The organism is Citrobacter sp. Cpo037 (assembly GCF_030332945.1).
GTDB lineage: Bacteria > Pseudomonadota > Gammaproteobacteria > Enterobacterales > Enterobacteriaceae > Citrobacter > Citrobacter portucalensis.
In genome coordinates, this window is record NZ_JAOWGW010000067.1 from 44,563 (window position 1) to 68,946 (window position 24,384).

At 50.5% G+C, this 24,384-nt stretch carries 27 protein-coding genes and 1 pseudogene; 11 read left to right on the forward strand and 17 right to left on the reverse strand.

Annotation, left to right across the window (positions count from 1 at the left end; translation table 11 throughout):
- Positions 1-46: 46 nt before the first annotated feature.
- Together flhC and flhD are read right to left on the reverse strand one after the other, a co-directional pair.
- Positions 47-631 (reverse strand): flagellar transcriptional regulator FlhC, encoded by a 585-nt coding sequence (flhC, locus tag OGX94_RS15495; protein WP_008785071.1) that lies wholly within the window; start codon positions 629-631, stop codon positions 47-49.
- Positions 628-969: a flagellar transcriptional regulator FlhD gene (flhD, locus tag OGX94_RS15500; protein ID WP_003034622.1), complete on the reverse strand. Its 342-nt coding sequence runs from the start codon at positions 967-969 to the stop codon at positions 628-630. The genes flhC and flhD overlap by 4 nt, the downstream gene beginning before the upstream one ends.
- A gap of 793 nt (positions 970-1,762) precedes the next feature.
- Between flhD and uspC the strand changes: the two genes are divergently transcribed.
- Entirely contained in the window at positions 1,763-2,191 is a 429-nt protein-coding gene (gene uspC, locus OGX94_RS15505) for a universal stress protein UspC (RefSeq protein ID WP_063940887.1), read from the forward strand.
- 17 nt (positions 2,192-2,208) lie between these two features.
- On the opposite strand, the gene otsA is transcribed toward uspC, so the two are convergent.
- From otsA to OGX94_RS15535, 6 genes are all read right to left on the reverse strand, one after another.
- Positions 2,209-3,630 (reverse strand): alpha,alpha-trehalose-phosphate synthase, encoded by a 1,422-nt coding sequence (gene otsA, locus OGX94_RS15510; RefSeq protein WP_003833894.1) that lies wholly within the window; start codon positions 3,628-3,630, stop codon positions 2,209-2,211.
- A complete protein-coding gene (gene otsB / locus OGX94_RS15515; RefSeq protein ID WP_257661887.1) occupies positions 3,605-4,408 on the reverse strand; it encodes a trehalose-phosphatase in 804 nt (267 codons plus the stop codon). Before otsB ends, otsA begins: the two co-directional genes overlap by 26 nt.
- 175 nt (positions 4,409-4,583) lie before the next feature.
- Complete coding sequence (araH, locus tag OGX94_RS15520) at positions 4,584-5,570, reverse strand: L-arabinose ABC transporter permease AraH (RefSeq protein ID WP_003034609.1); 987 nt, start codon at positions 5,568-5,570, stop codon at positions 4,584-4,586.
- Positions 5,571-5,584: 14 nt separating this feature from the next.
- Positions 5,585-7,099 carry an arabinose ABC transporter ATP-binding protein AraG gene (araG, locus tag OGX94_RS15525; protein ID WP_126317812.1) on the reverse strand — a complete coding sequence of 505 codons (1,515 nt, stop codon included), beginning with the start codon at positions 7,097-7,099 and terminating at the stop codon, positions 5,585-5,587.
- A 132-nt stretch (positions 7,100-7,231) separates the two neighbouring features.
- On the reverse strand, positions 7,232-8,221 hold the full coding sequence (locus OGX94_RS15530; RefSeq protein WP_003833897.1) for an arabinose ABC transporter substrate-binding protein: 990 nt from the start codon (positions 8,219-8,221) through the stop codon (positions 7,232-7,234).
- A 318-nt stretch (positions 8,222-8,539) separates the two neighbouring features.
- On the reverse strand, positions 8,540-9,097 hold the full coding sequence (locus OGX94_RS15535) for a DJ-1/PfpI family protein (RefSeq protein WP_286569561.1): 558 nt from the start codon (positions 9,095-9,097) through the stop codon (positions 8,540-8,542).
- A 553-nt stretch (positions 9,098-9,650) separates the two neighbouring features.
- Here OGX94_RS15535 and OGX94_RS15540 point away from each other — a divergent pair.
- Entirely contained in the window at positions 9,651-10,154 is a 504-nt protein-coding gene (locus OGX94_RS15540; protein ID WP_003034597.1) for a non-heme ferritin-like protein, read from the forward strand.
- 139 nt (positions 10,155-10,293) lie between these two features.
- Here the strand turns inward: OGX94_RS15540 and OGX94_RS15545 are convergent, their stop codons facing one another.
- On the reverse strand, positions 10,294-10,545 hold the full coding sequence (locus tag OGX94_RS15545) for a DUF2766 family protein (RefSeq protein WP_003034595.1): 252 nt from the start codon (positions 10,543-10,545) through the stop codon (positions 10,294-10,296).
- Positions 10,546-10,674: 129 nt separating this feature from the next.
- On the opposite strand from OGX94_RS15545, the gene OGX94_RS15550 reads away from it, so the two are divergent.
- A complete protein-coding gene (locus OGX94_RS15550; protein WP_003833901.1) occupies positions 10,675-12,096 on the forward strand; it encodes an MFS transporter in 1,422 nt (473 codons plus the stop codon).
- A 33-nt stretch (positions 12,097-12,129) separates the two neighbouring features.
- On the opposite strand, the gene OGX94_RS15555 is transcribed toward OGX94_RS15550, so the two are convergent.
- A complete protein-coding gene (locus tag OGX94_RS15555) occupies positions 12,130-12,768 on the reverse strand; it encodes an RpiB/LacA/LacB family sugar-phosphate isomerase (protein WP_003034591.1) in 639 nt (212 codons plus the stop codon).
- A gap of 267 nt (positions 12,769-13,035) precedes the next feature.
- Here OGX94_RS15555 and yecR point away from each other — a divergent pair, with 267 nt between their 5' ends.
- Together yecR and ftnA are read left to right on the forward strand one after the other, a co-directional pair.
- Positions 13,036-13,371, forward strand: a complete 336-nt coding sequence (yecR, locus tag OGX94_RS15560; RefSeq protein ID WP_008785081.1) for a YecR family lipoprotein — start codon at positions 13,036-13,038, stop codon at positions 13,369-13,371.
- A gap of 194 nt (positions 13,372-13,565) precedes the next feature.
- Positions 13,566-14,063, forward strand: a complete 498-nt coding sequence (ftnA, locus tag OGX94_RS15565; RefSeq protein WP_003034588.1) for a non-heme ferritin — start codon at positions 13,566-13,568, stop codon at positions 14,061-14,063.
- 45 nt (positions 14,064-14,108) lie between these two features.
- Here the strand turns inward: ftnA and OGX94_RS15570 are convergent, their stop codons facing one another.
- Complete coding sequence (locus OGX94_RS15570; RefSeq protein ID WP_003034586.1) at positions 14,109-14,348, reverse strand: YecH family metal-binding protein; 240 nt, start codon at positions 14,346-14,348, stop codon at positions 14,109-14,111.
- A 225-nt stretch (positions 14,349-14,573) separates the two neighbouring features.
- Between OGX94_RS15570 and tyrP the strand changes: the two genes are divergently transcribed.
- Entirely contained in the window at positions 14,574-15,785 is a 1,212-nt protein-coding gene (tyrP, locus tag OGX94_RS15575; protein WP_164562665.1) for a tyrosine transporter TyrP, read from the forward strand.
- A gap of 26 nt (positions 15,786-15,811) precedes the next feature.
- Here the strand turns inward: tyrP and OGX94_RS15580 are convergent, their stop codons facing one another.
- From OGX94_RS15580 to OGX94_RS15605, 6 genes are all read right to left on the reverse strand, one after another.
- Positions 15,812-16,477 carry a YecA/YgfB family protein gene (locus OGX94_RS15580; protein WP_003034581.1) on the reverse strand — a complete coding sequence of 222 codons (666 nt, stop codon included), beginning with the start codon at positions 16,475-16,477 and terminating at the stop codon, positions 15,812-15,814.
- Between the two features lie 209 nt (positions 16,478-16,686).
- Complete coding sequence (locus tag OGX94_RS15585) at positions 16,687-16,968, reverse strand: heavy-metal-associated domain-containing protein (protein ID WP_181510832.1); 282 nt, start codon at positions 16,966-16,968, stop codon at positions 16,687-16,689.
- The gene (locus tag OGX94_RS15590; RefSeq protein ID WP_003833912.1) at positions 16,965-17,321 is read right to left on the reverse strand and encodes a mercuric transporter MerT family protein; all 357 of its coding nucleotides are present in this window, start codon (positions 17,319-17,321) and stop codon (positions 16,965-16,967) included. The genes OGX94_RS15585 and OGX94_RS15590 overlap by 4 nt, the downstream gene beginning before the upstream one ends.
- Entirely contained in the window at positions 17,299-18,441 is a 1,143-nt protein-coding gene (locus tag OGX94_RS15595; RefSeq protein ID WP_286569567.1) for a transglutaminase-like domain-containing protein, read from the reverse strand. Before OGX94_RS15595 ends, OGX94_RS15590 begins: the two co-directional genes overlap by 23 nt.
- A 208-nt stretch (positions 18,442-18,649) precedes the next feature.
- Positions 18,650-19,120, reverse strand: coding sequence for an SRPBCC family protein (locus tag OGX94_RS15600; RefSeq protein ID WP_003833916.1), 471 nt, complete (start codon positions 19,118-19,120; stop codon positions 18,650-18,652).
- Positions 19,121-19,133: 13 nt separating this feature from the next.
- The gene (locus OGX94_RS15605; RefSeq protein ID WP_257661883.1) at positions 19,134-19,823 is read right to left on the reverse strand and encodes a LolA family protein; all 690 of its coding nucleotides are present in this window, start codon (positions 19,821-19,823) and stop codon (positions 19,134-19,136) included.
- Between the two features lie 204 nt (positions 19,824-20,027).
- On the opposite strand from OGX94_RS15605, the gene OGX94_RS24830 reads away from it, so the two are divergent.
- The 5 genes and pseudogenes from OGX94_RS24830 (at position 20,028) to OGX94_RS15630 (ending at position 24,354) form a co-directional block, all read left to right on the forward strand.
- Positions 20,028-20,372: a hypothetical protein gene (locus OGX94_RS24830; protein WP_125112503.1), complete on the forward strand. Its 345-nt coding sequence runs from the start codon at positions 20,028-20,030 to the stop codon at positions 20,370-20,372.
- Between the two features lie 494 nt (positions 20,373-20,866).
- Positions 20,867-21,858 (forward strand): annotated as a pseudogene (locus OGX94_RS15615) (IS3 family transposase); the annotation flags it as partial.
- An 85-nt stretch (positions 21,859-21,943) separates the two neighbouring features.
- Entirely contained in the window at positions 21,944-22,384 is a 441-nt protein-coding gene (locus OGX94_RS15620) for a transposase (protein WP_004189163.1), read from the forward strand.
- Complete coding sequence (gene tnpB / locus OGX94_RS15625; RefSeq protein WP_004189161.1) at positions 22,381-22,731, forward strand: IS66 family insertion sequence element accessory protein TnpB; 351 nt, start codon at positions 22,381-22,383, stop codon at positions 22,729-22,731. Before OGX94_RS15620 ends, tnpB begins: the two co-directional genes overlap by 4 nt.
- A gap of 30 nt (positions 22,732-22,761) precedes the next feature.
- A complete protein-coding gene (locus OGX94_RS15630; RefSeq protein WP_004902302.1) occupies positions 22,762-24,354 on the forward strand; it encodes an IS66-like element ISKox1 family transposase in 1,593 nt (530 codons plus the stop codon).
- The last annotated feature ends 30 nt before the right edge of the window (positions 24,355-24,384 follow it).

Here is a 24,384-nt window from a genome sequence, read left to right on the forward strand (position 1 = left end):
CGGTAATTGCTTACCGCTGCTGGAGTGTTCATCCACACCGTATCAGTTAAACAGCCTGTTCGATCTGTTCATCCAGCAGTTGTGGAATAATATCGGCAGCATTCTGGGAAAGTTTACGTCTTTTTACGGCCCGTGATGGCGGTTGGCATAAACTACAGGCAAAGCTGCCTGCGGGTTGGTGTGCGTGGGTGATAAAATTCCCACCGCAGCAATTGCATTGGGACAACTCCAGCAATCCGCTGTCGACAAATCGCACCAGCGTCCACGCGCGGGTTAACGCCAGCAGTGGCCCTTCTTCAGGCTGCGGGCATTGCTCAAGATATAACCGATACGCCTTGATCACGGCATCCACGCCGCTACAGAGACCCGTTTTGAGCAAGAATTGCCATGCATTGCAAAACATCGACGCATGAATATTTTGTTCCCACGTCATAAACCAGTCGGTGGAAAACGGGAGCATCCCTTTTGGCGGAGGACTACCGCGTAATTCTTTGTACAGCTTGATTAATCGACCACGGCTTAATTGCGTTTCGCTTTCCAGCATTTGCAAACGGGCGCCCAATGTGATTAATTCCATTGCTAACTGGATATCACGCGCTTCCTGAACAATGCTTTTTTCGCTCATCATCAAGCCCTTTTCTTACGTGCTGCATCATCGATGTCGCTTAACAGGCGTGTTGAAAGCATGATACCAGTATGAATTTGCTGAAGATCGTCAACGCGGGAGTCTTGCGTCAGGCGAGTAACAGTCTGGTGATCGTCGAAACGGAAATGACATACCAGTTGGTTTGTTTCGGCCAGTTTGACCATTTGAGGAAGTGTTAATGTTGCCAACGTGTCCGCCATTTCCTCGCTGATACCAAGGCGAAACATCGCAGATGCTTTGTCCTGAACGATCAAACGCTGTGCAAGCAATAAATATGACAAATTGATGTCATAAATGTGTTTCAGCAACTCGGATGTATGCATTATTTGCATCCATAATAACCAACATTGTTTTCATGCGGTAAAACCGCACCCCGTGATGTCGCCGGGAAGGCCCGGTAAAAAAAAGCAAAAGGTCAAATACATAGCAGCGTGACGACACTTACGCGTTGTCTAAACATTCCCTTTTAAGAAGGCAGCATCCCTTACAAGCTCACATCAATTCTTACAAATGTCTAAGATTTTTCCTAATTCGACGCAACTCTACCCGCCGTCAGTTACACATACAACGGAGCTATGCTGCGAATTTAAAGAATATGTGATCAAGATCACATAAACCAGCCAAACACTTAACATAAATCCATCAGCGTAGCTTTTACTTTGCTTATTTTTTACCCTGCCATCATCCATTTCAATTCCTGATGTACGAATATTCTTGCAATAAAAGCGAATAGTATTTTGTTCACATCCGTTAATATCACGCCGTGAAATAGCGAGCTGGATCACATATTTAACTCAAAAAATTTTTTTAATTAAATTCTTTATAAACAATAAGTTAAATATTTAGAGTGATTAATTAATACCGCGATGTGACGACCTTGCAAATGTTAATATATGTTTAATTTCTATTAACACGTTGTTTTCATTAGCAGTGGGTTTCACTTAAGTAACTTGAACATATCTGCAACTAATATGAATCGATTATTCTATTTATAAGAATAATTAATGAATAATCATGATGACATTCACACTATGAAGGAAGGAAACGTTGCAGTATGGAGTAAGCTGAGTAAAGCTGAAAAGCCCTCTCATAATTCTTGAAAAAAAGGAGCGAGTTATGAGCTATTCGCACATTCTTGTTGCTGTTGCCGCCACCCCTGAAAGTCAGCAGTTGTTAGACAAGGCGGTTTCTATCGCTCGCCCTGTCAACGCCCGAATTAGCCTGATTACACTGGTCTCAGACCCCGAACTGTATAACCAGTTTGCTGCCCCCATGCTGGAAGACCTGCGTGAAGTCATGCAGGAAGAGACTCAGGATTTTATCGACAAACTTAGCAAAGAAGCAGAATACCCCATTGAACATACCTTTATTACCTATGGGGCTCTGAATGAACATATCCTGGATGTATGCCGCAAACACGCCGTTGATCTGGTCATTTACGGCAACCATAACCACAGTTTTTTTTCGCGCGCTGCCTGTTCAGCGAAAAGCGTGATTCATACCAGCCAGGTGGACGTTCTTCTGGTTCCGCTAGCTGGAGATTAATCCACGGTGCCACGACTTCATGCGAGTTTAGAACAGGAAGAGATATTGTCTGGCAGTTGGCATTGACTCCGACGCGGCGTGACCGTTTTAAGATCGCAAATGAACGTCGCCTGCCAGTTGTCGATATCGTTTTTAACGATAGTCTCAAGCATTTCAGCGTGGCGCGAGATACGTTCGGTAAGTGGCATCGTCAGCGCCTGGTTTAATGCGCCTGCCACTTCATCCCGGTCATAAGGATTAACAATAAGCGCGGAGGTTAGCTCGTTCGCCGCCCCGGCAAATTGCGATAAAACCAGCACGCCAGGGTTAGCAGGATCCTGTGCGGCCACAAACTCTTTCGCCACCAGGTTCATACCATCGCGCAACGGGGTCACCAACCCTACATCCGAGTAGCGGAAGATCTTCATCAGCAATTTACGATCAAAATACTGGTTCAGATAGTAAAGCGGCGTCCAGCCCAGTTGCCCATATTTGCCGTTGATTCGCCCTGCCTCTGTTTCCAGTTGGTGGCGAATATCCTGATAGGCCTGCACCTCTTCACGCGAGGTCGGTGCTATCTGCGTATAGCGAATTTTACCGTGGTGCTGCGGATAATGTTCCAGTAAGGCCTCATAGGCCTGAAAGCGCTCCGGCAAGCCTTTGGAGTAATCCAGACGCTCCACGGAGAAAATATTCTGCACATTTTTAAGCTCCGCTTTTAGCTGTGCCAGTTTTGGCGGCAGCGGACCGGACGCCTGTCGAGCAATCTCATCCGGTTCAATACCGATGGGATAGACCTGAGTGCGAAACGCTTTTCCCCATGCCTGGTGGTGCTTATCTTTATGCGTGGTCACCCGAGTCTGGGCTGCGAGACAGTCCAGAAAAGCCTGACGATCGTTTTCGGTCTGGAAACCAAGCAAATCAAAATCACACATTTGCTCAAGCAGCGCCAGATGTGGCGGGAGCGCATTAAAAATTTCCGGCGTCGGAAACGGAATATGCAGGAAAAAACCGATGCGATTACGCACGCCGCGCTTACGTAACTCGCAGGCAAACGGCAACAGATGGTAATCATGAACCCAAATAATGTCGTCATCGCCAAGCAACGGCAGAAGTTTATCCACCAATAAGGCATTAACCCGTTGGTAGCCTTCCCAGGCAGAGCGCTGAAACTGAACTAAATCCAGTCGATAGTGAAACGCGGGCCATAAAACCGCATTTGAAAACTGGCAGTAATACTCTTCGTAATCTTGCTCACTCAAATTAAACGAGGCCCAGGTGATATTGCCACGCGTGACCTTTTTTAACGGTTTATCCTCATTACCTGTATCACCACTCCAGCCAAACCATAAACCACCAGCAGCTTTTAACGCGCCCAGTACACCGACCGCGAGCCCACCCGCGCTCCCTTTGTCATCTGGTGAGGCGATACGATTAGATACTACGACTAAACGACTCATAGCCACCTCTTCTGTTATTCGTTGCTTTCGGTTCTTGCTGCGAAGAGTTAATTTTCTCCAGCCAGCGCCAGACATCCCTGACGCCATCCAGACGCCATGTCGCCTGCGTCGGCCCGATCCCCACCTTCACGGAAATACCGCCAGCGCGGTTAACTACAGCAAACCCTGTTTCATCTGTCAGATCATCACCGAAAAACACAGGGATCCGGCCAGCAAAAGGAGCTTCCCGCATAAATGCAGCTATCGCGTCGCCTTTATTGCTGCCCTTAGGCTTTATTTCCACGACACATTTTCCGTGCTGCAGAGCAAGCTGCGGCCATCTGCGCGTGATGCCTTCAGCCAGGGTAACCAGCGCCGCTTCGTGTTCGGGTGCCTGGCGATAATGCAATGCGAAGGCCATGCCTTTGGTTTCAAGTGTTGCCCCCGGTAACGTCACCAACGCTGCGTGTAATAACGCCCCGGCTTCACGTTCGATACCTTCAGGCAGGTTTACTATGTGCGTCTGACCATTGATGTCACGGCGTTCTGCCCCATGTACTCCGGCAAGCGGAAAACGAAACGGAGTAGTGAGTGCGTCAAGCTCAACCATTGAGCGCCCTGAAATCAATGCCAGCGCATCCGCATTCTGCGTCGCTAACTGATGTAGACATTGCAGGATTGTCTTCGGGACAACGACCTGGTCGGGAAAGGGTTTAATCTCAGCAAGTGTCCCATCGAGATCAAAAAAGTAAGCACAGTTTGCAGATTGTTCAGGGGGTAAAGTCAGTGATGCTGTCACCCGGTTATCCTCCTCATCATGGTCAGAACGCCACGCGGATCGCGGCATATAGATGATGTATGACGGATATAAGTATAGACAGTGTGACCATGCTCGCCATTTGAAAAAACAATCGCCAGCCGGGTAGCGGCTGGCGACGGGCAGAAGCTAGACTAAAAAGTTGGGGTTTAAATCATCAAACGGTACGCTTCGCTTTTTGCTTATAACGGTCGAAGATCACCGCCGCCAGCAGGATGAGGCCACGTACCACATACTGCGCGAACGGAGAGATATTCAGCAGGTTCATCGCATTCTCAACTGTACCCAGGATCAGCACCCCGGCCACCACATATGAGATTTTTCCGATGCCGCCTTTAAGCGAAACGCCCCCTAACACGCAGGCCGAAATAACGATCAACTCATAACCGATTGAGGTCATTGGCTGGCCGCTGGTCATACGCGATGCGAGGATAATCCCGGCAATGGCGGATACCAGACCGGAAAGAATAAAGATAATAATCTTGGTGCGAACAACCGGAACCCCAGCCAGGCGCGCCGCCTCTTCATTGCCCCCAATGGCCAGGGTATTACGCCCAAACGTGGTTTTGTTCAGCAGTAAGCCAAAGACAATGAAACAAACGACCGTGATCCAAATAGGCGCCGGCAGACCAAACCAGTTAGCATAGCCGAGTGTGAAGAAACGCTCGTCTTCAATCCCGACTGCCTTACCGTCGGAGATAATATAGGCCAGACCACGTACAATCTGCATTGTCGCAAGAGTCGTGATCAGGGCGTTAATTTTTAACCGCGCAATCACGAACCCATTGACCAGGCCACACAGAATACCGAGCAGCAGTCCGGCAGCCACACCAATCCACAGACTTTCGGTCATGTTAATAACTACGGCAGTGGTAACACCAGCACAGGCAATCACAGATGCGACAGACAGGTCGAAATCACCGGACGCCAGGCAAAACAGCATCCCGCAGGCAACCATACCCGACATTGATACCGCCAGCCCTAACCCCTTCATGTTGATGAAAGTAGCAAAGTTTGGCACAAAGAGGGAACAAACCAGGAACAGCACAGCGAACACCACCAGCATGCCGTATTGGTCCCAAATGCGGCCCAGATTTAGCGCCGACTTCGCAGCACCTGAACCCGATGTAGAAACGGAAGACATCATACTCTCCTTATTCAGGCTACAGCCTGGCTGACTTTAGGCATAGCAAGGCTCAACGCCTGGCGCTCATCCGCCTGTTCATGAAGTAACTCACCGGCAATTTCGCCTTCTCTCATCACCACAATACGGTCGGCGACACCGAGTACTTCTGGCAGGTCACTGGAAGCAAACAATACGGCCACACCGCGCGCTGCGAGGGCATAAATCACGTTGTAAATTTCATGCTTGGCGCCCACATCAATGCCGCGTGTCGGCTCATCCAACAAAATCACTTTCATCTCTTCCGATAACCAACGACCGAGAATAGCCTTCTGTTGATTACCGCCGGAGAGGTTCATGATCAGTTGCTCTGCACCCGGCGTTTTGATGTTGAGTGAACGAATATGGTGATCGGCATTGGTCTCTTCCCAGCCGTTGTTGATCACGCATCCCCCCAGAACATGCTTACGCCGTGCACTAATGTTGATGTTGTTGCGCACTGAATGGACCGGAATGATCCCTTCGGCTTTGCGATCCTCCGGGCACAGCATCATACCCGCTTCAATGGCATGGCTTGGTTTACGGATATCGATAGGCTGTTCATCAATAAATACCTGGCCCGCCGTGATACGCGTACCGCCGAATAGCCCTTTCATTAATTCGCTACGTCCGGCCCCCACCAGGCCAAACAGCCCGACAATTTCACCGCTTCGCACAGATAAGCTGATTGGCGTACGCACGCCTGGAGCTTTGACTTCATGCAGCCGCAGACGCTCTGTGCCATACGGTCTGGATTTCCAGCCATAGATATCCCCGAGGTCACGCCCGACCATCGCCTGCACCAGCGCATCGTGATCGACCTGCTGCATGTCCGAGAACGTTTTGACGTAATGACCATCTTTAAACACGGTGATGGCATCGCTGAGAGCAAAAATCTCCTCCATACGGTGCGAAACGTACAGAATGATACGTCCTTCGTTGCGCAGCTCACGGATAACGCGAAACAGATTCTCAATCTCGCGAGCCGACAGGGAGCTGGTTGGTTCATCAAAGGCGATAATTTTGGCGTTTCGCGCCAGCGCTTTTGCAATCTCCACCATCTGCCACTGGCCAATGGAGAGGTATTTCAGTGGGGTATCGGGATCAATATCCATCCCCAGATGCTTCAGCTGGATTCCTGCTTCATAGTTCAGCAGCGAGCGGTTCACAATCCCGCCTTTGTGTGGTAACTGCCCTAAGTAAATATTCTCGGCAACGGTCATTTCCGGGACGAGATGCAGTTCCTGATAAATAATGGCGACACCGGCGTTGAGTGCGGCAGTGGTATCCGCGAACGAAACTTCCTGTCCGCGGATCGTCAGAGATCCCGTTGTTGGCGCATAGTTACCGCTGAGAATTTTTAAGAGTGTTGATTTCCCGGCGCCATTTTCGCCCATCAGCGCATGCACCTGTCCGGCATAGCAGTCGAAACTGATATCCGTCAGCGCCTTAACGCCCGGGAACGTTTTGCCAATGCCGCGAAATGAGAGATACGGGGTAGACTGTTGCATAACGTCTCCGTGAGTCAGGATTTTACCGGCCTGGAAAACCGCCGGACGTAGGCCCGGTAAGCACAGCGCCACCGGGCATTGCGCCGGATGGCGGCTTCGCCTTATCCGGCCTACAACATCGCAGCATTTCTGTTACTTACCGCCTAAGCCTTTCTTCGCCAGCTCTTCTTTGAAGTTATCGCGGGTAATCAGCACCACATCCGTCACTTCAGTGAATGCCGGTGGCTCTGCACCTTTCGTTACCCAGTTGTAGAGCATTTCACTGGATTTATAGCCGTGCACGTCCGGGCTTGGCAGCAGTGAACCGTAGAACCCGGTCGCTTCGCCTTTAGACAGCTCGCTAACCGCGTCAACGCCGTTGATCCCGATACCAATCACGTTTGGTGCTTTGAAGCCCTGCCCTTCGGTAGCACGTACGCCACCCAGCACGGTGTTGTCGTTCATGCCGACAATCAGCCAGTTTTTGACTTCAGGATGCTGAACCAGCATGGAGTTGGCGGCGTCAAATGCGCCGGGGATGTCATTCGATTTTGTTGGGACCTGGTAAATTTGTTTTTCCGGGAAGCCTGCGGCTTTAAGCGCTTCCATTGAACCAGAAGTACGACGACGTGCGGTATCCAGTTCGTTGGCGGTAATGGCCATTACGGCGGTGGATTTCACATCCCAACCGCGTTTTTGCATCTCCTTGTACAGCTCCTGGCCCTGGCGCTCACCAATTTTGGTTGCCGCCATCATCACCAACGGTACGGTATCCATCGGCTTACCTTTGGCGTTGGCAAACTGGTCATCGACGGCAATGACTTTCATATCGTAGCCACGCGCCTTAGCCATAATGGCTGGTCCCAGTTTTGGATCTGGCGTGCAAATCACAAACCCTTTTGCTCCACTTGCAGCCAGGCTGTCGATGGCGTTAAGGGTTTTCTCACCATCCGGAACGGCAATTTTAATCACCTCAAAACCAAGGTCTTTACCGGCTTTATCGGCAAATTTCCATTCAGTCTGGAACCACGGTTCTTCCGGCTGTTTGACCAGGAAACCGAGCTTCATGGATTCAGCGATAGCGGATTGTGACATAATGGCAGCCAGACCGATGGCAGCCAGCGCTTTAGTGAATTTGTGCATGGTTAACTCCAGCTTTAACGTTCTTTTATGTAGGGTAAAATCAGACGATTTTTTGTAATTCGGACGTAAAACAAGGCATTACCTTTTATTGATAAGATCAATGCCAGTGCTGAGAGTATTTTTAGCGGGAAATTGATTCTCCATAAGAGAGCGGCATCACACCACAGAATTACAGTAATTGCGTACATAAATTCAGCGGGAAATGACATAAAAAAACGCGGTTTTGTCGACGGGAATAAAGAGGGATAGCAGATTAGTCCATAACATCAGCCAACGAATCCTTGTTCCCGAATACCGAAGCATTCGGGAGCACAATGATTACCATCTGTAATAAATGTGGTCAGCATGATCGCGAACCGGAATGTCATCTTCCAGCAGACGCGCTGAAAGCGTGAAAGCAAAATCGAAAATATGCCCTAACCCTTTGCCGCTAATAAGGTTGCCATCTTCAACAACCGGCGCATCAATATATTCTCCATCCGCGACGTTTTGCCACAGATCTCCCGAACACACATAGCGGCGCCCCTTCAGCAGGCCGTTGCCGCCCAGCACACGCGCCGCCGCAGAACACACCGGGCAAATGAGTTTTCCTGCCTCGTCATGGCGAGCGATAAACTGGATGACAGCCTCACTGGCGGCAAGATTAACGCTGCCCTGCGGCCCGCCAGGCAACACGACAGCATCGTAGAGGTCCGTCTGACGCATAGCCAGCGTGCTGTCCGTCACCATCGGCACGTCATGGTAGCTCACCACCGCACGGGACTCGGCGCAGGCCAGTGTTTCAACTTCGATCTGCAGGCGGCGCAGAATATCAATGGTAACAATGGCTTCCGCCTCTTCAAAACCAGGTGCCAGTAGCACGGCAAGCTTTTTCATACACACTCCTCGATTTTTCCAAATACACCAAACAATAAATGCCGAATCATTCAGGCGCTTAACTTTATTAATTTCCACAAAACTGATCTGGCGCAAAAAATTAGCCAGCAGATAGCGTTCACCGACGCGGGTCAATGGTGAAATTTCTTCATCCGAAGACCAGATAATCATCTGGCGACAGACAATACCTGATTGTGAAATTCCATTTCGTGATATGAAACATCATTTCATTATCAATGTTTTACTTTAATCCCATAAATATCAATCTGTTATATTCACAGCATTTATATGCACAAGCGGAAAAATCACTAATATTGCTATGACAATATGTAAAAAATCATAAATACGCAGATTTAAGGATTTTCTTATGTCGGGACTGGAGTTATGCTGAATCTCGATCGGGAGCGAATATAATTCGTGATCACTAAAGGACCGGCGGAACGGATTTATTCTGCTAACAGTTTTAATTGTACGTAGTGGTGACGTGTAGCGGCAGCCCGTTGCACTGACGTTAGTAACGTACATTCCCCTTTCTGGAAATAAGGATATTGATATGGCTGCAGTTGGAATTGTTCATAAACTCAACACACAAATGAACCTCGAGTTCTACGCATCGAATCTTTACCTGCATCTCAGTGAATGGTGCTACGAACACAGCCTGACTGGCACCGCAACCTTTCTACGCACCCAGGCGCAAGGTAACGTGACTCAAATGATGCGTATGTTTAATTTTATGAAAAGTGCCGGGGCTAACCCTATCGTCAAGGCTATTGATGTTCCGGGTGATGAACTAACTTCCCTTGAAGAACTGTTTCAGAAAACGCTGGATGAATACCAACAGCGCTACAGCAAGCTATCACGCTTAACTAATGAAGCAGAAGCCTTGAATGATGCAACAACCATTGATTTTCTTCACGATCTGGAAAAAGAGCAGCAGCAGGATGGCGTGCTGTTACAGACGATTCTTGATGAAGTCCGCAGCGCTAAACGTGCGGGACTGTGCATGGCGCAAACCGATAAGCACCTGCTGAACGTCGTGAACTATCAACATCACTAATCTTCAATTTTCATCGTGTTAATGCCGGATAACGATGCGACGCACCTTATCCGGCTGGTGCTTAATTTTCTCTACGCTCACGCCTCTCATTCTGCGAGGCGCAAAAAAACCTTTCTAAAACCTGAAACAACGGTTTATTTTAGTGAGATTCATTCTGCGGCGTGAATTTCAACTCGATCAAGGCAACCGCTTTTTGTATTGCGCGCATAGTGACCGGATCGGCACCTGCAGGATGGCTGGAAAAGTCGATGCTTTTCAGCTGGCTGGACATTTTCTCCCGAACTTCTACTGGGGCAATAACATCAAGAACATCCAGAATCTGCTTGATAACCAGCTGACAGGCAACAACGTCCGAGAGCAGTTCCTGATCGGCATTCAGTGTTTGGGACATAGTGAGCTCCTTATAGAAAGGTCGTCATAGTACCCATTCAACGAACGAAACGATAGCCGCGCATGCCTTCCGAATGCGCTGAAAATAAAAATAGTTCCAGTCAGTTTCTTTTGAGATGGCAAGCACAACATGAGTGAACATTTTGCGGTTGAGAACAAACGCGGTCTATCCCCGGCGGCATTACTGGTTGCCGGGGCTTTCTTTATGGAGTTTATTGACGGCACGGTGATTGCCACCGCACTGCCCGACATGGCGAAAAGTTTTGGCGTGCAGGCAGTTGACCTAAACATAGGTATCAGCGCCTATCTGATCACCCTCGCGGTACTGATCCCCGCCAGCGGCTGGATTGCGGATCGCTTCGGCGCCCGAAAGGTGTTTACCCTTGCACTGGCGATATTTACTCTCGCCTCGGTTTTATGCGGTTTGTCCGAAAGCCTTGAGAGCTTTGTCGCCATGCGAATCTTACAGGGTATAGGTGGTGCGCTAATGGTTCCGGTTGGCCGACTCGCGGTATTACGAACCACGCCTAAACATCAGTTGATCACCGCTATTGCGACCCTGACCTGGCCCGCGTTAGTCGCACCCATCATTGGCCCTCCCCTTGGCGGATTCATTACCAGCTATGCCAACTGGCGCTGGATCTTTTTCATTAATGTACCGCTCGGAATACTGGCGATTGCGCTGGCGCTACGTTTTATTCCGGATATTCATGACGACGAGCGCCGCCCATTTGATATAACGGGATTTATCGCAACCTCTGTTGCGATGGTGAGCCTGGTGTATGCCATGGAGTTACTGGGAACCCAACAGCCTCAGGGCTGGCTGACCGCCGGACTTTTGGCGCTAGGAACAGTGACCTTTCTGTTTGCACTGCATCATTTTCATCGCACCGCCTGGCCAATGATTCGCCTTGATGCCATGAACGTCCCTACTTTTCGCGTCACCATGTATGGCGGATCGCTGTTTCGTGCCTCTATCAGCGCCGTGCCGTTTCTGCTGCCGTTAATGTTTCAGGTAGGTTTTGGCATGAACGCTTTTCACGCGGGTTCGCTGGTACTGGCGGTATTTGTCGGCAATCTGACGATTAAACCTGCCACCACACCGTTGATACGCTGGCTGGGATTTAAGAAATTGCTGTTGATTAACGGTGCACTTAACGTTCTGGCGCTGCTGGCCTGTGCATTAATTACGCCACAGACCCCCGTGTGGGTTATTTTGCTGGTGTTGTATCTGGGCGGCGTGTTCCGCTCAATTCAGTTTACCGGCGTCAGCACACTTGCCTTCGCTGACGTCCCCGCGGCACAAATGAGCTACGCTAATACGCTGTTCAGTACGGCGACACAATTAGCGGTGGGGTTGGGCATTTCTTTAGCCGCTATTGGCATCCGCATTGGCGATGTGGTCAGTGAAAAGCTGGCATTGGGCAATGTTCCGGGGATCAGTTTCCGGCTGGCCTTTGTCGCTATTGCCATTATTTGTCTGGTAGGTATGGTGGATACGCTGCGGCTCACCCATGATGCAGGAAGCGCAGTATCGAACAAGAACAGGTAGCCCGGAGGGTGAACGCCGCCGGGCCAACAGGATTTAGCCAATCACCTCGCGTACAAACGCTTCGATTGCTTTGTCCTGGCAGTTTTCAAAGAAGCACTGCTGGAAGCGCGGGCCTGATACAGCGGTTTTCACCAGTTCAGGATCGATCGCGCGCAGCGTGTCCAGATAATTTTCTTTTACCACAGCCGCTTTCACCTGATTCAGAATACCGGCGTTACGCACCTGCGGCTCTTTACGCTCCGGTGGGTAGCCTTCACCGTTACGCCCGGTGAACGCTTTTTCAAACATATAGCGCACATTCAGCTCAGCACCCCAGCCAAAACCTTTGGCGAATGCCAGAGAAAGCGCGTTGCCGTTGTTAATCTGAGAGAACAAGAACGCATCTGCAGGATCGAGGCAATAACCACACACCACACCCGGATGGATATTCAGTGACATCATTGCCCCCTGGCCCGTACCGCAACCTGTAACAACAAAGTCTACAGCTTTGGAATTAAGCAGGATGCTGGCCATAATTCCTAAATGGATGTAGGTCAGATGATGATCATTTTCGTCGCTCATCCCAACGTTATAGACCGGAAAACCTTTCTCATCCGCAACGGCCTTAAGCTCGTTATGGATGATGGCGTTTTTGCTTGCCTGGCTGTTTTCCATCATCAATGCAATTTTCATTCTGTACTCTCCTGAATGCGCTGCGGTAGCCCGCTGAAAGTCATAACATTCAGCCACATTACTATTTTGCAATCACACTTTCAAATTTAATGAAATTTGGTTTTAAAAAACAAAGTTGCGCTCACATTCCTGTCTGAACAGTTCAGAATTTCCGCAAACAAATGACCTCGTTGTGATTAATCGCAGGTGATCTTCGGGCTATTCAAGCCATTGATGAGGGTCTCTGTATGCCATGATAGTGTATCTTCGAACTTTCAGAGCGATCTCATGAAGACTTTTATCCTGGCGCTTTTGCCGCTCATGCTGACAGGATGCACAATCACAAAACAGGCACAGGTCAGCGAAGCCAGCGCCATCACTGGTGTGGTTCGCCTCACTTATAATCAGGCCATGTTACAAACAGCACGTACCGATGACTACGTTACCCAAGGGACAGCCACCAAAGAGTGTCAGCGCCTGGGCTATGCCAGCGCAGAAGCGTTTGGTCAGCCGGTGTCAACCTGTAGCGTGTATGCTGGCTCTCTGTGCTTAAATACCAAAATTACACTCGCCTGGCAGTGTCATGGTGTCGCGGTGCCCCAATCACCTTCTTTCAATTATTAATATTTCCGACCAGCTCATTTTTGCTGGTCTTTTACCACTTTATTATTTATATCCTCCGTTTAATATCGTTAATGCGTTTTATTCCCATTCGCATTTTTAATAAATAAATTTATTATTTTACCTTTTGCAAATAATTAAATAACAAATTATAGTGGCGCCACGTCAATATATAATAACGTTTGTGGAGCAGAACCATGCTGAAAACAGAAATGATCGACCAACTGAATGAGCAAATGAATCTTGAATTATATTCATCTCTGCTCTACCAACAGATGAGCGCGTGGTGCAGCTATCACAGCTTCGAAGGTGCCGCCGCCTTTTTGCGCCGTCACGCCCAGGAAGAGATGACGCACATGCAGCGTCTGTTCGACTACCTGACCGATACCGGCAGTTTGCCGCGTATTAATACCGTTTCTTCACCCTTTGCTGAATATGCGTCTCTGGATGAACTGTTCCGTGTTACTTACGAACACGAGCAGCTAATCACCCAGAAAATTAATGAGCTGGCACACGCGGCAATGACCCACCAGGATTATCCAACCTTTAATTTCCTGCAATGGTATGTTGCCGAGCAGCATGAAGAAGAGAAATTATTTAAATCTGTTATTGATAAGCTGTCGCTGGCAGGAAAAAGTGGCGAAGGTCTTTATTTCATCGACAAAGAACTGGCTACGCTTGATACACAGAATTAATATTTTAGGGCAATGATGGCAGCCCGCCATCATTACCCCTTGAAATCAGTGACGGCAGATCTTGCTTTCGTGCGTAGAGAAGCCGTCTTCTTTTGCAATAAACTTTCCCTTCGCCGCTAAAAACGCCACCAACTCGCCTGCTGTCATATCCGCCGCAGAACAAGTGTGAAAACGCGCCTGCTCGCCGAAACGTGCCGTAATCGCCGCTTCAAGGCTGGCATTTGAATACTGCTCGCCAGATTCAATCATCATGTTGAGCACTTCGTGACCGTGAATAGATTCCATACTACCTCCTTAATAAAGTCCGTAGCCTAATGTGAACCGCACATCGTCGCTTTGCGCTAACGCAGGTTTATCAGCAGATAAATGTCATTTGTTATACACCTTAACGGTCAAAGCATCGTAAAGATTAATGTACAGCCATTGTAACGGTGATTTGACGAAAATAGCGTTTTGCCTTAATCTGCGCCGCAGATATAACCATTGATTATCTCTGGGACAGAGGAAAGCGTGAAAAACAGAACCCTGGGTAGTATTTTTATCGTGGCGGGAACCACGATTGGTGCCGGTATGTTGGCAATGCCGCTGGCTGCGGCAGGCGTGGGGTTTAGCGTCACGCTGGTATTGTTAATCAGTCTTTGGGCGTTGATGTGCTACACCGCGCTGTTGCTGCTTGAAGTGTATCAACATGTTCCGGCAGACACCGGGCTGGGCACGCTGGCAAAACGTTATCTTGGTCGTTACGGACAATGGGTAACGGGCTTTAGCATGATGTTTTTAATGTATGCCCTGACGGCCGCGTACATCAGTGGTGCAGGTGAACTGCTGGCCTCCAGCATCAGTGACTGGACCGGAACAAATGTATCCCCGACAACAGGCGTACTGCTGTTCACCTTTGTTGCCGGTGGCGTGGTTTGCGTTGGGACCTCGCTGGTCGATCTGTTCAACCGTCTGCTATTCAGTGCCAAGATAATCTTCCTGGTGGCGATGCTGGCTCTGTTAATGCCGCATATTCATAAAGTGAACCTGCTTACGCTGCCGCTGCAACAGGGGCTGGCGCTCTCCGCAATCCCGGTCATCTTCACCTCATTCGGTTTTCACGGCAGTGTTCCCAGTATCGTCAGCTATATGAACGGTAACATTCGTAAACTGCGTTGGGTGTTTATTACGGGTAGCGCTATTCCTCTGGTCGCCTATATCTTCTGGCAATTGGCGACGCTTGGCAGCATTAACTCGACAACGTTCATGGGGCTATTAGCCAACCACGCAGGCTTAAATGGCTTATTGCAGGCATTGCGTGAAGTCGTGGCTTCGCCGCACGTCGAACTGGCGGTGCATCTGTTTGCTGACCTCGCGCTGGCGACCTCTTTCCTCGGCGTTGCATTGGGATTATTTGACTACCTGGCCGACCTCTTCCAGCGCCGCAATACCGTAGCGGGAAGAATGCAAACCGGCGCGGTGACCTTCCTGCCGCCGCTGGCATTCGCGCTGTTCTATCCGCGTGGTTTTGTCATGGCATTAGGGTATGCGGGCGTTGCCCTGGCGGTGCTGGCGCTGCTCATTCCCTCGATGCTGGCCTGGCAGAGCAGAAAACATAATCCGCAGGCCAACTACCGCGTAGCAGGCGGTGCTCCGGCGCTGGCGCTGGTATTTTTGTGCGGCATTGTGGTGATAGCAGTACAGTTTTCTATTGCAGCAGGATTACTACCAGAAGTGGGTTAAAACAAAGGGGCTTTCGCCCCTTTCTGTTAGTGCAAACAGCACTGCTTATATTTCTTGCCGCTGCCACACGGACAAGGGTCATTTCGCCCTACTTTGGCATCCACTTTCACCGGTACTTTGACCGGCGTTTCCTGAGGATGCGCCATCCAGTAAGCATGCAGGTCCAGCGCTGCCAGGCGGATGGCATCGACGCTCTCTTCAAACGCTTCCGGCGTTAGTTTCTCAACCACCGCAAAGTTCTCTTCCGTACCGTGCAGCGCAATAGCTTCAAGTGCTGGTTTTAACGTGTCCGGTAACGCGGACCAGTCTGACAGTGCGACGCCGCGCATATAACCAAAGCACCACTCTTCAACGATGGTCAGTTCATGCTCGTCAATTTCACGTAAACCAAACAGCGGCTCAAACTGCTCAGGATATTCATCCAGACGATCGGCCGTATCCGCCATATGTTGAAACGCCAGGTTCATGAAACGCGTCATTTCTTTTTCGGAGGACCAGCGAGGGACATACTGCGCGCCGCCCCAAATCGCGACCAGCCACTGCTCTGGTTCAATTTCATACGGTGAACTCAGCACCGCTGTCAGCAAACCATCCAGTTCTGACACATCCAGAATAGCCTTGTCTGTATTGTACTTAGTCAGTACATCATCCAGCCATTCCAGTTCGCTCTCGTTTAATGGTCCCGTTTTCATAACGCTTTTCCTTAGTCAAAAAATCTTGCCTGTGATCATCCTACATGGCTGGAGGGATAACAGATAAAAATGGGCATATGCGGCATACAGCTGCCGCCTGTTCAGGTTAACAGGAAACGCGTGGAATTCCGGAAGTTAACGCACAAAAGAGAACACTAAGCCGCCGGGCATCATACCGGGAAAACACAATAAAACCACCCGTAGGTGGTTTACTGTTGTTCAATACGGTTGAGCGTTGCGGTATAGCCCGTTTTCGCTACCGCGTTAAGTAAAGTATCGGTTGGGAAACCTTCTGGCACAATCGCTTCTGCTTGTCGGGTTTTTAGGGAGGATTTTGCTTTAATCACACCGTTGGTTTCACGTAGCGCCTGATTGACCGAAATAACGCATAACGAGCAGGTCATATTTTGTATATCAAGCACCACTTTTTGATTGGCCGCCTGAGCCCACAGCGGCAGAAGCAGGCATGCAACTAGCGTGAAGATCTTCATTCAAATACCTCATAAAACCAGGCAACGAGCGTTGGATAAAATAGCACCGGCAAAATCAACGCCAACGCGCACCAGTAGAGAACGCGCGCTTGCTTCAACGTTAACCATCCGGAACACCACAGCCGCCTGGAAAAATAGAGCCGCCAGAAGACGCGCAGTAATAAACCCAATGACACCAGCATCAGGGGAATTCGCAAAAACTCAAACTGGGTGAAAACAGCAAAGCTCGCCGCCGAAATACCAAACAGCAGATAGAGCAGCGGTCCAACGCAGCATAAGCCAGCGGTGACGGCAGCCGCCGCGGCCGTCAACAGGGTGAGTCCCGCCCCTTTAGCGTTGTTCTGTGGCGACATAGCTGTAGGAGAACGCTTTAGGATCATAGAAATTGATCGGGTCACCATCGACTTCAGCGTAAGGATAGCCAAAGTTGTTCAGGGCTCCCTGCTCCGTTGCCGGATACAGCTCGAAATCACGCCCGTAGTTGAATCCAACCCAGTTCATTTCCCAGTTACCAAACAGGTAAGTGTTTACCGCCTGGACATCGGCGTCCTGATGCGACTTTTTCTCTGCCAGACGCATTTTGGTCACATCAGCAGGATCGCACGGTAACCAGCCGTAACCGGCCAGATAGAATTCGGCGCGACAATGTTGTCCGCCACTCACATCAGCGACACCTGCACTGTCAGCTCTGCCAAAAGCGCTTTTCGAGTAGCGTTCGAGCTTATTGGCTTTGCCCAGACGGATGCCAAACAGTTCGCGTGCCGGAATACCGCTGGCCCGTGCCAGAGCAACAAAAACGGAGCTCATGTCGGTGCATTTTCCTTTGAGCTTACCGCTTTTTAAGATCTCCGCCACATCCCCCGTGCCGCAGCCGATAACGTCGTTATCGCGCTCCATATGGCTACTCACCCACTCGTAAATCAGGCGTGCTTTTTTCAGCGGATCCTGCTCATTACCGGTAATTTTACGTGCGGTTTCCAGAACCTGCCCATCAACTGGGGTATGTGTCGTCGGCAGCAGGTACGGTTTTACATCCAGCGGATAAATAATCTGCTCCGGCGCTTGCCAGGTTTTCAGCGCATCCTGCTTCAGCGGCTCCCAGTCGGCGGTTTCAATGTCGATATCAACGTTAATCAACAGTTCGCCCTGCGAGTCAGGCCAGGTGGCAAACAGCGTTTTCGCGCCATAAGTATTATTAGTGGTAACGTACGCCTGCTTGTAGTTTCCGCTAAAGGCAAGCGCCGTCATTTGTTGAAACGCGGTATCTACCGGAAGCGGGATCCACAGTTTTACCACGCCGCTCGATCCCTTAGGAGGGTTAAGTTTATACGTCTGGGATAACACAAAGCGCCGACGCGCGACTGGTGCAACGGATGGCTCAGCGGCGTGAACCGTCTGGCTAATAACCGCAGGACCGACTAAACCGGCGGCGGAAAGGAGAACGCTATTTTTGAGAAATTGTCGACGTTGCATTGCTGTCTGTCCATGTTATAAGAGTTGAGCTACGGCTAAGAAGGTAAAAACCGTATGCGATCATCACAGCAGACAGACGCTGACATAAAAAGGTGAGCCGATGGAGGTTATTCATCAATAACAGACCTGTTAACTGTGAATGAAATAAGAAACTGCGCGACAGATAGTAAGCCATAGACAGGCAAAAAGTACAGCCGTGAGGGCGAGTTCAGAAAATATAGACATTCGTTGCAAGCTTACGGGCTAGCCCTCTGGCCCCTTCGCGCATAACCATATCGTGATTCCAGCGAAAAACGGGTGCCGCCAGCGGAGCCAGGTAATTCATCCAGCGAATCGTGGTGCGAACATTCCAGTCATATCTGACGATAGTTTCTGCGCCACTGGCAGAAAAAGACCACACGCCTCGCCCTTCAACCGCCCCGCTGGCTTGCCCCTCAAGCAGCGAGCAGGGCAAAATATTCAACACGTTGATGTCAAAGGTTAAGCGATAAGGAAGCGCTCCTTTCCAGGTATAACGATGCAGCGCCCCAATGCCCTGTATATCACCTTTTTTAATCTCAACAATGCGTTCCAGACTTTCCCACCATTCAGGCCACTGATCGGGATGAGAAAAAACATCCCATACCTCCTGAATAGAAGCCTCAACCCGCCAGACAGTGGAAAACCGATAGTTAGCCATAATACAGACTCCCTCAAGGCGAGAAGAAATTGGCGGGAAAACGGATGTTAATGACCATAGCATCCAGAAGCACGGTTTCTAATCGCTGCTCATCTGGCGCATAGCTGATCACTTTGGCAGGGAGTCCGTGATAATTATCCAGCCAGACGTCATAGCGGTGAACACCATCAACCGCCATTGTTCCAGGCCCAACCACAGATACGTGCGTCGTCGCCCGTCCTGCAAGGTTTTCCTTACCAACTGTGGTTGTTGTCCCTTCGCGTTGCAGATGACGAATATTGCCCAACAACACGCCGATATCAGAACGATTCACCCGATGACCGCGCTCATCCTGGATCAATGAATTAGTAGGCGACAGGTGCAAAATGGGCAATGTACCCACACCAAATGGCCATAACGTCACTTTACCGCTGACAGGATTAAAGATAAGCACCGCACCTGAATGCGGTTGGGTAAAATCCATCCGCACATACCCAGGCTTTTGAAAGCTATAGCGAATAATTTTGCTTTCATCGGATGGCGACGAGGTGCGCATCATAACCTGATAAGACCTCAGGTTATTAAATGACTGTTGAGAAAATGCGATGGGATCCGTAGCCCTGGCATTCTGCGAAAAGATATCTTCTTTTTCCACCGAATATGCTGCACCACTAAGGGTGAGCAATGCTGCGAACATGACTATCGGAAAAGATGAAATGTTCATAGCAGCCCCCTGAACCAGCACTGTCTGCAAACAGAAGTAATCACCTGTTGACTGTTTTTATTATAGTTCTTAACTGCGCAGCACTACTCTTCCGGTCTTTTAAATACAGTATGGACAGCAGGTTTAAAATATTGGTTTTCTTTTCAGTTAAGATGACAACATAAAGCTATACTTTAATAGCCATGCTTTTTATAGGTATTAATCATGAAACTGCCATCGGTATTTTCATGCGCCGTTCTCATATTACTGCTGCTGGCGTCATCGTCTGCCACAGCCAGCGCGTTACAAAACCAGGCCGTCAGAGAGCAAGAGTTGAGCGCGGCACTTCGAGCTGGTAATGGTGTGTTCATCATTGGCGGGACGGGTGATTTCGCTTTCACGTTCAGGGCACGAAACCGAATCCACAGACAGCTGGCGATACAGGATGGCTTTGGCGATCCCATCCTGATGAATAGTTTCCAGGACCACAACTACAATCCCGCCCGCGATGGGTTTATCAACAACCCTGCCCGAGGGGGCTTTATGTTTAACGCGCCGATTCGGCGATAGATTGATTAGCAATAGTGAGTATATAGAGGGCAGTTTACGTTTCTGGCAGGCTGCTTGACGCAAAGTATCTATGCTTGTAAAAAACAGGCACAAAAAAACCACCCGTAGGTGGTTTCACGACACTGCTTATTGCTTTGATTATTCTGTTCTTTCCCATGGTACCCGGAGTGGGACTTGAACCCACACAGCGCGAACGCCGAGTGATTTTAAATTCTACGTAGGATCAATGAGTTACATAGCAGTGCATTGCGAAACTTTGCTGACGTTGAATGGTCGTCTTTGCAACCACTGGCAGAAAATGGATAGCCGTAGATTGCGTTGAGCACAGAAACAGCACAGGGTAATCGTCTACCTGGTCCTGTAAAGGAGGTTGTTGCCACACAAGCTAAAGCGCTTGACCTGCCCCCAGTATTCGGTACAACTGTCAGTTAGTAATGGACTGACCCCACCCCGGTAGACGATCCTGCCCTATAGTTTGAGTATAGGGGGAGCATATGGGCACACCACGATTTACACCTGAATTTAAGGAAGAAGCCGTCCGACAGATAACGGAACGCGGTTATTCCGTTGCCGAAGTATCTGACCGTCTGGGCGTTTCTGCCCACAGCCTCTACAAGTGGCTACGGGCTATCAAACCGGATAACAGCGAGCAGCATGCCCGGGATTTACTGGAAGCCAAAAGCGAGATCCTGAAACTACGGGCGCAGCTAAAACGTACCGAAGAAGAACGGGATATCCTGAAAAAGGCCGCGCGGTACTTTGCAAGGGAGCCCGACTGAAGTACCGCTTTATCAATGAGCACCGCACTGTATGGGGTATGATGACAATGTGTCGGGTACTGGATGTCGCCCGGGCCGGGTTCTACGCGTGGCTGCATAACCCGGTCTCGGCACGTGATAAAGATAATCAGCGTCTGCTGACGCTTATCCGTGACTCCTATTCACTGAGCGGAGGCGTATACGGTTACCGGCGGGTTCATGGTGACCTGAACGAAATCGGGGAAACCTGCGGTAAAAACCGGGTGGGCCGTATTATGCAACTGAACCGGATTAAAGCCGTGCGCGGCTATAAAGCGCCGCGTCGTATCGCTGGCAGACCTTCAGTGGTTGCCCCTAATCGCGTGCAGCGGCAGTTTACTGTTGTCCGGGCCAATCAGGTCTGGGTCACCGACATTACTTATATCCGCACCTGGCAGGGCTGGCTGTATCTGGCGGTGGTTATCGATCTCTTCGCCCGTAACGTGGTGGGCTGGTCGATGAAGCCCACTCTCTCACACGAACTGGCGCTGGATGCACTGATGATGGCGGTCTGGCGACGTAAACCCGACGGCGAGGTCATCGTGCACTCAGACCAGGGAAGCCAGTACGGCAGTGACGACTGGCAGCGCTTCTGCCGGGCTAATAACCTGGTCCCGAGCATGAGCCGGCGTGGCAACTGCTGGGATAATGCGGTGGCCGAATCGTTCTTCAGTTCACTGAAAAAAGAGGTAAGCGTCAAGTCACTGCCGCCTGTGATTCCAGTCCCGGGATCGCTAGCTTAGAGCTCCGTCTAATTTAGAAGGAGCTCTGTTTATGGAAAATGCTGCCAACTGGCGAACTGAATCGCGTACCGTCTATTCCAGTGACTTCAAACTTCGGATGGTCGAACTGGCTTCACGACCAGATGCCAACGTCGCACAACTGGCGCGGGAACATGGCGTTGATAATAATCTCATTTTTAAGTGGCTACGCCTCTGGCAGAGAGAGGGGCGAATCTCTCGTCGAATGCCTGCAACTATCGTGGGGCCGGTGGTACCTCAATCTCTTCCGGCTTCTCCGACTCTGTTGTCCGTCGACGTTATCAACGACCCGTTGCCCGCCGCAGAGAATGACACTCTGTGTACGTTCTCCTCCGCTCACGCCAGCGCCACTTCCTGTCATGTTGAGTTCCGCCACGGCAAAATGACGCTGGAGAACCCGTCGTCAGAGTTGCTGACTGTGCTGATCCGCGAACTGACCGGGAGGACACAATGATATCCCTCCCGTCAGGCACCCGCATCTGGCTGGTCGCCGGGGCCACGGATATGCGTAAATCCTTCAACGGGCTGGGCGAACAGATACACCACGTTCTGGATGAGGATCCCTTCTCCGGCCATCTGTTTATCTTCCGGGGACGCCGTGGCGATACCGTGAAAATACTTTGGGCTGATGCTGATGGTCTGTGCCTGTTTATCAAACGCCTGGAAGAGGGACAGTTCGTCTGGCCTGCTGTACGCGACGGCAAAATCGCGATCACCCGCTCACAACTTGCCATGCTCCTTGATAAGCTGGACTGGCGCCAGCCAAAAATATCCCGCCTTAACTCACTGACAATGTTGTAAAAAAATCATAACCGCATTATAAAAGCGGTTATGAATCACGACTATCTCGCCCGTATCGCTGCGCTGGAAGACGCGCTTCGCCAGAAAGACAGTCAGCTCAGTCTCGTTGCAGAGACTGAGTCGTTCCTGCGTTCTGCACTGGCCCGCGCAGAAGAGAAAATAGAGAACGAAGAGCGCGAGATAGAGCATCTGCGGGCACAGATAGAAAAACTGCGTCGAATGTTGTTCGGTACCCGCTCCGAAAAACTTCGCCGACAGGTTGAAGAAGCCGAAGCCCTGCTGAAACAGCAGGAGCAGCAAAGCGATCGCTACAACGGACGGGAAGACGATCCGCAGGTACCTCGCCAGTTACGTCAGTCCCGCCATCGTCGCCCGTTACCGGCACACCTTCCCCGCGAGATACATCGGCTGGATCCTGCGGAAACCAGCTGTCCGGAATGCGGCAGCGGTATGGCGTACCTCAGCGAAGTCAGCGTGGAGCAGCTGGAACTGGTCTCCAGCGCCCTGAAAGTGATCCGCACGGTCAGGGTGAAAAAGGCCTGCACCCGATGTGACTGTATCGTTGAAGCACCTGCGCCATCACGTCCCATCGATCGGGGTATCGCCGGGCCGGGTCTGCTGGCCCGCGTGTTAACGGCCAAATACTGCGAACACCTGCCGCTGTATCGCCAGTGCGAAATCTTTGCCCGTCAGGGCGTGGATCTGAGCCGGGCTCTGCTCTCCAACTGGGTGGATGCATGTTGCCGGTTAATGGCCCCGCTGGATGAGGCCCTTTACCACTACGTGATGGACTGCCACAAACTGCATACGGATGACACTCCGGTTCCGGTGCTTGCACCGGGCAGAAAGAAGACGAAAACCGGGCGTATCTGGACGTATGTACGTGACGACAGAAGCGCAGGTTCATCAGATCCGCCAGCGGCATGGTTCGCCTTCTCGCCAGACCGGCAGGGAAAACATCCTCAGCAACACCTTCGCCACTATCATGGTGTGCTGCAGGCGGATGCCTTCGCAGGCTACGATCGGTTGTTCAGTCCGGAACGTGAAGGAGGGCCGCTGACAGAAGCCGCATGTTGGGCCCATGCCCGCCGAAAAATCCATGATGTCTATATAAGCACTCACACAGCGACAGCGGAAGAAGCCCTGAAACGTATCGGTGAGCTGTACGCGATAGAAGAAGAAATACGCGGCCTCACGACAGAAGAGCGTCTGGCAGCCAGACAATCGCAAAGCAAACCACTGCTGGCATCGCTGCATGAATGGCTGGTAGAAAAAAATGAGACGCTGTCGAAAAAGTCCCGTCTGGGCGAAGCGTTCGCTTATGTCCTGAACCAGTGGGATGCGCTGTGCTACTACTGTGAAGATGGCCTGGCAGAGCCTGATAACAACGCTGCCGAACGAGCCCTTCGTGCCGTCTGTCTTGGGAAAAAGAATTTTATCTTCTTCGGCAGCGACCACGGTGGTGAGCGCGGAGCCCTGCTGTACGGACTGATCGGGACGTGCAGGCTGAATGGTATCGATCCGGAAGCCTACCTTCGCCATATCCTGAGCGTACTGCCGGAGTGGCCCAGCAACAAAGTGGCCGAACTGCTGCCATGGAACGTGGTTCTTACCGATAAATAACCGTCAATACGGCGCTCACTTAACGCTTAC

What these genes read in the sequence shown, in the direction of transcription:
- flhD (WP_003034622.1), bottom strand. Translation starts at nt 969, where the DNA reads ATGCATACATCCGAGTTGCTGAAACACATTTATGACATCAATTTGTCA.
- uspC (WP_063940887.1), top strand. Translation starts at nt 1,763, where the DNA reads ATGAGCTATTCGCACATTCTTGTTGCTGTTGCCGCCACCCCTGAAAGT.
- otsA (WP_003833894.1), bottom strand. Translation starts at nt 3,630, where the DNA reads ATGAGTCGTTTAGTCGTAGTATCTAATCGTATCGCCTCACCAGATGAC.
- araH (WP_003034609.1), bottom strand. Translation starts at nt 5,570, where the DNA reads ATGTCTTCCGTTTCTACATCGGGTTCAGGTGCTGCGAAGTCGGCGCTA.
- araG (WP_126317812.1), bottom strand. Translation starts at nt 7,099, where the DNA reads ATGCAACAGTCTACCCCGTATCTCTCATTTCGCGGCATTGGCAAAACG.
- OGX94_RS15530 (WP_003833897.1), bottom strand. Translation starts at nt 8,221, where the DNA reads ATGCACAAATTCACTAAAGCGCTGGCTGCCATCGGTCTGGCTGCCATT.
- OGX94_RS15535 (WP_286569561.1), bottom strand. Translation starts at nt 9,097, where the DNA reads ATGAAAAAGCTTGCCGTGCTACTGGCACCTGGTTTTGAAGAGGCGGAA.
- OGX94_RS15540 (WP_003034597.1), top strand. Translation starts at nt 9,651, where the DNA reads ATGGCTGCAGTTGGAATTGTTCATAAACTCAACACACAAATGAACCTC.
- OGX94_RS15545 (WP_003034595.1), bottom strand. Translation starts at nt 10,545, where the DNA reads ATGTCCCAAACACTGAATGCCGATCAGGAACTGCTCTCGGACGTTGTT.
- OGX94_RS15550 (WP_003833901.1), top strand. Translation starts at nt 10,675, where the DNA reads ATGAGTGAACATTTTGCGGTTGAGAACAAACGCGGTCTATCCCCGGCG.
- OGX94_RS15555 (WP_003034591.1), bottom strand. Translation starts at nt 12,768, where the DNA reads ATGAAAATTGCATTGATGATGGAAAACAGCCAGGCAAGCAAAAACGCC.
- yecR (WP_008785081.1), top strand. Translation starts at nt 13,036, where the DNA reads ATGAAGACTTTTATCCTGGCGCTTTTGCCGCTCATGCTGACAGGATGC.
- ftnA (WP_003034588.1), top strand. Translation starts at nt 13,566, where the DNA reads ATGCTGAAAACAGAAATGATCGACCAACTGAATGAGCAAATGAATCTT.
- OGX94_RS15570 (WP_003034586.1), bottom strand. Translation starts at nt 14,348, where the DNA reads ATGGAATCTATTCACGGTCACGAAGTGCTCAACATGATGATTGAATCT.
- OGX94_RS15580 (WP_003034581.1), bottom strand. Translation starts at nt 16,477, where the DNA reads ATGAAAACGGGACCATTAAACGAGAGCGAACTGGAATGGCTGGATGAT.
- OGX94_RS15585 (WP_181510832.1), bottom strand. Translation starts at nt 16,968, where the DNA reads ATGAAGATCTTCACGCTAGTTGCATGCCTGCTTCTGCCGCTGTGGGCT.
- OGX94_RS15590 (WP_003833912.1), bottom strand. Translation starts at nt 17,321, where the DNA reads ATGTCGCCACAGAACAACGCTAAAGGGGCGGGACTCACCCTGTTGACG.
- OGX94_RS15595 (WP_286569567.1), bottom strand. Translation starts at nt 18,441, where the DNA reads ATGCAACGTCGACAATTTCTCAAAAATAGCGTTCTCCTTTCCGCCGCC.
- OGX94_RS15600 (WP_003833916.1), bottom strand. Translation starts at nt 19,120, where the DNA reads ATGGCTAACTATCGGTTTTCCACTGTCTGGCGGGTTGAGGCTTCTATT.
- OGX94_RS15605 (WP_257661883.1), bottom strand. Translation starts at nt 19,823, where the DNA reads ATGAACATTTCATCTTTTCCGATAGTCATGTTCGCAGCATTGCTCACC.
- OGX94_RS24830 (WP_125112503.1), top strand. Translation starts at nt 20,028, where the DNA reads ATGAAACTGCCATCGGTATTTTCATGCGCCGTTCTCATATTACTGCTG.
- OGX94_RS15620 (WP_004189163.1), top strand. Translation starts at nt 21,944, where the DNA reads ATGGAAAATGCTGCCAACTGGCGAACTGAATCGCGTACCGTCTATTCC.
- tnpB (WP_004189161.1), top strand. Translation starts at nt 22,381, where the DNA reads ATGATATCCCTCCCGTCAGGCACCCGCATCTGGCTGGTCGCCGGGGCC.
- OGX94_RS15630 (WP_004902302.1), top strand. Translation starts at nt 22,762, where the DNA reads ATGAATCACGACTATCTCGCCCGTATCGCTGCGCTGGAAGACGCGCTT.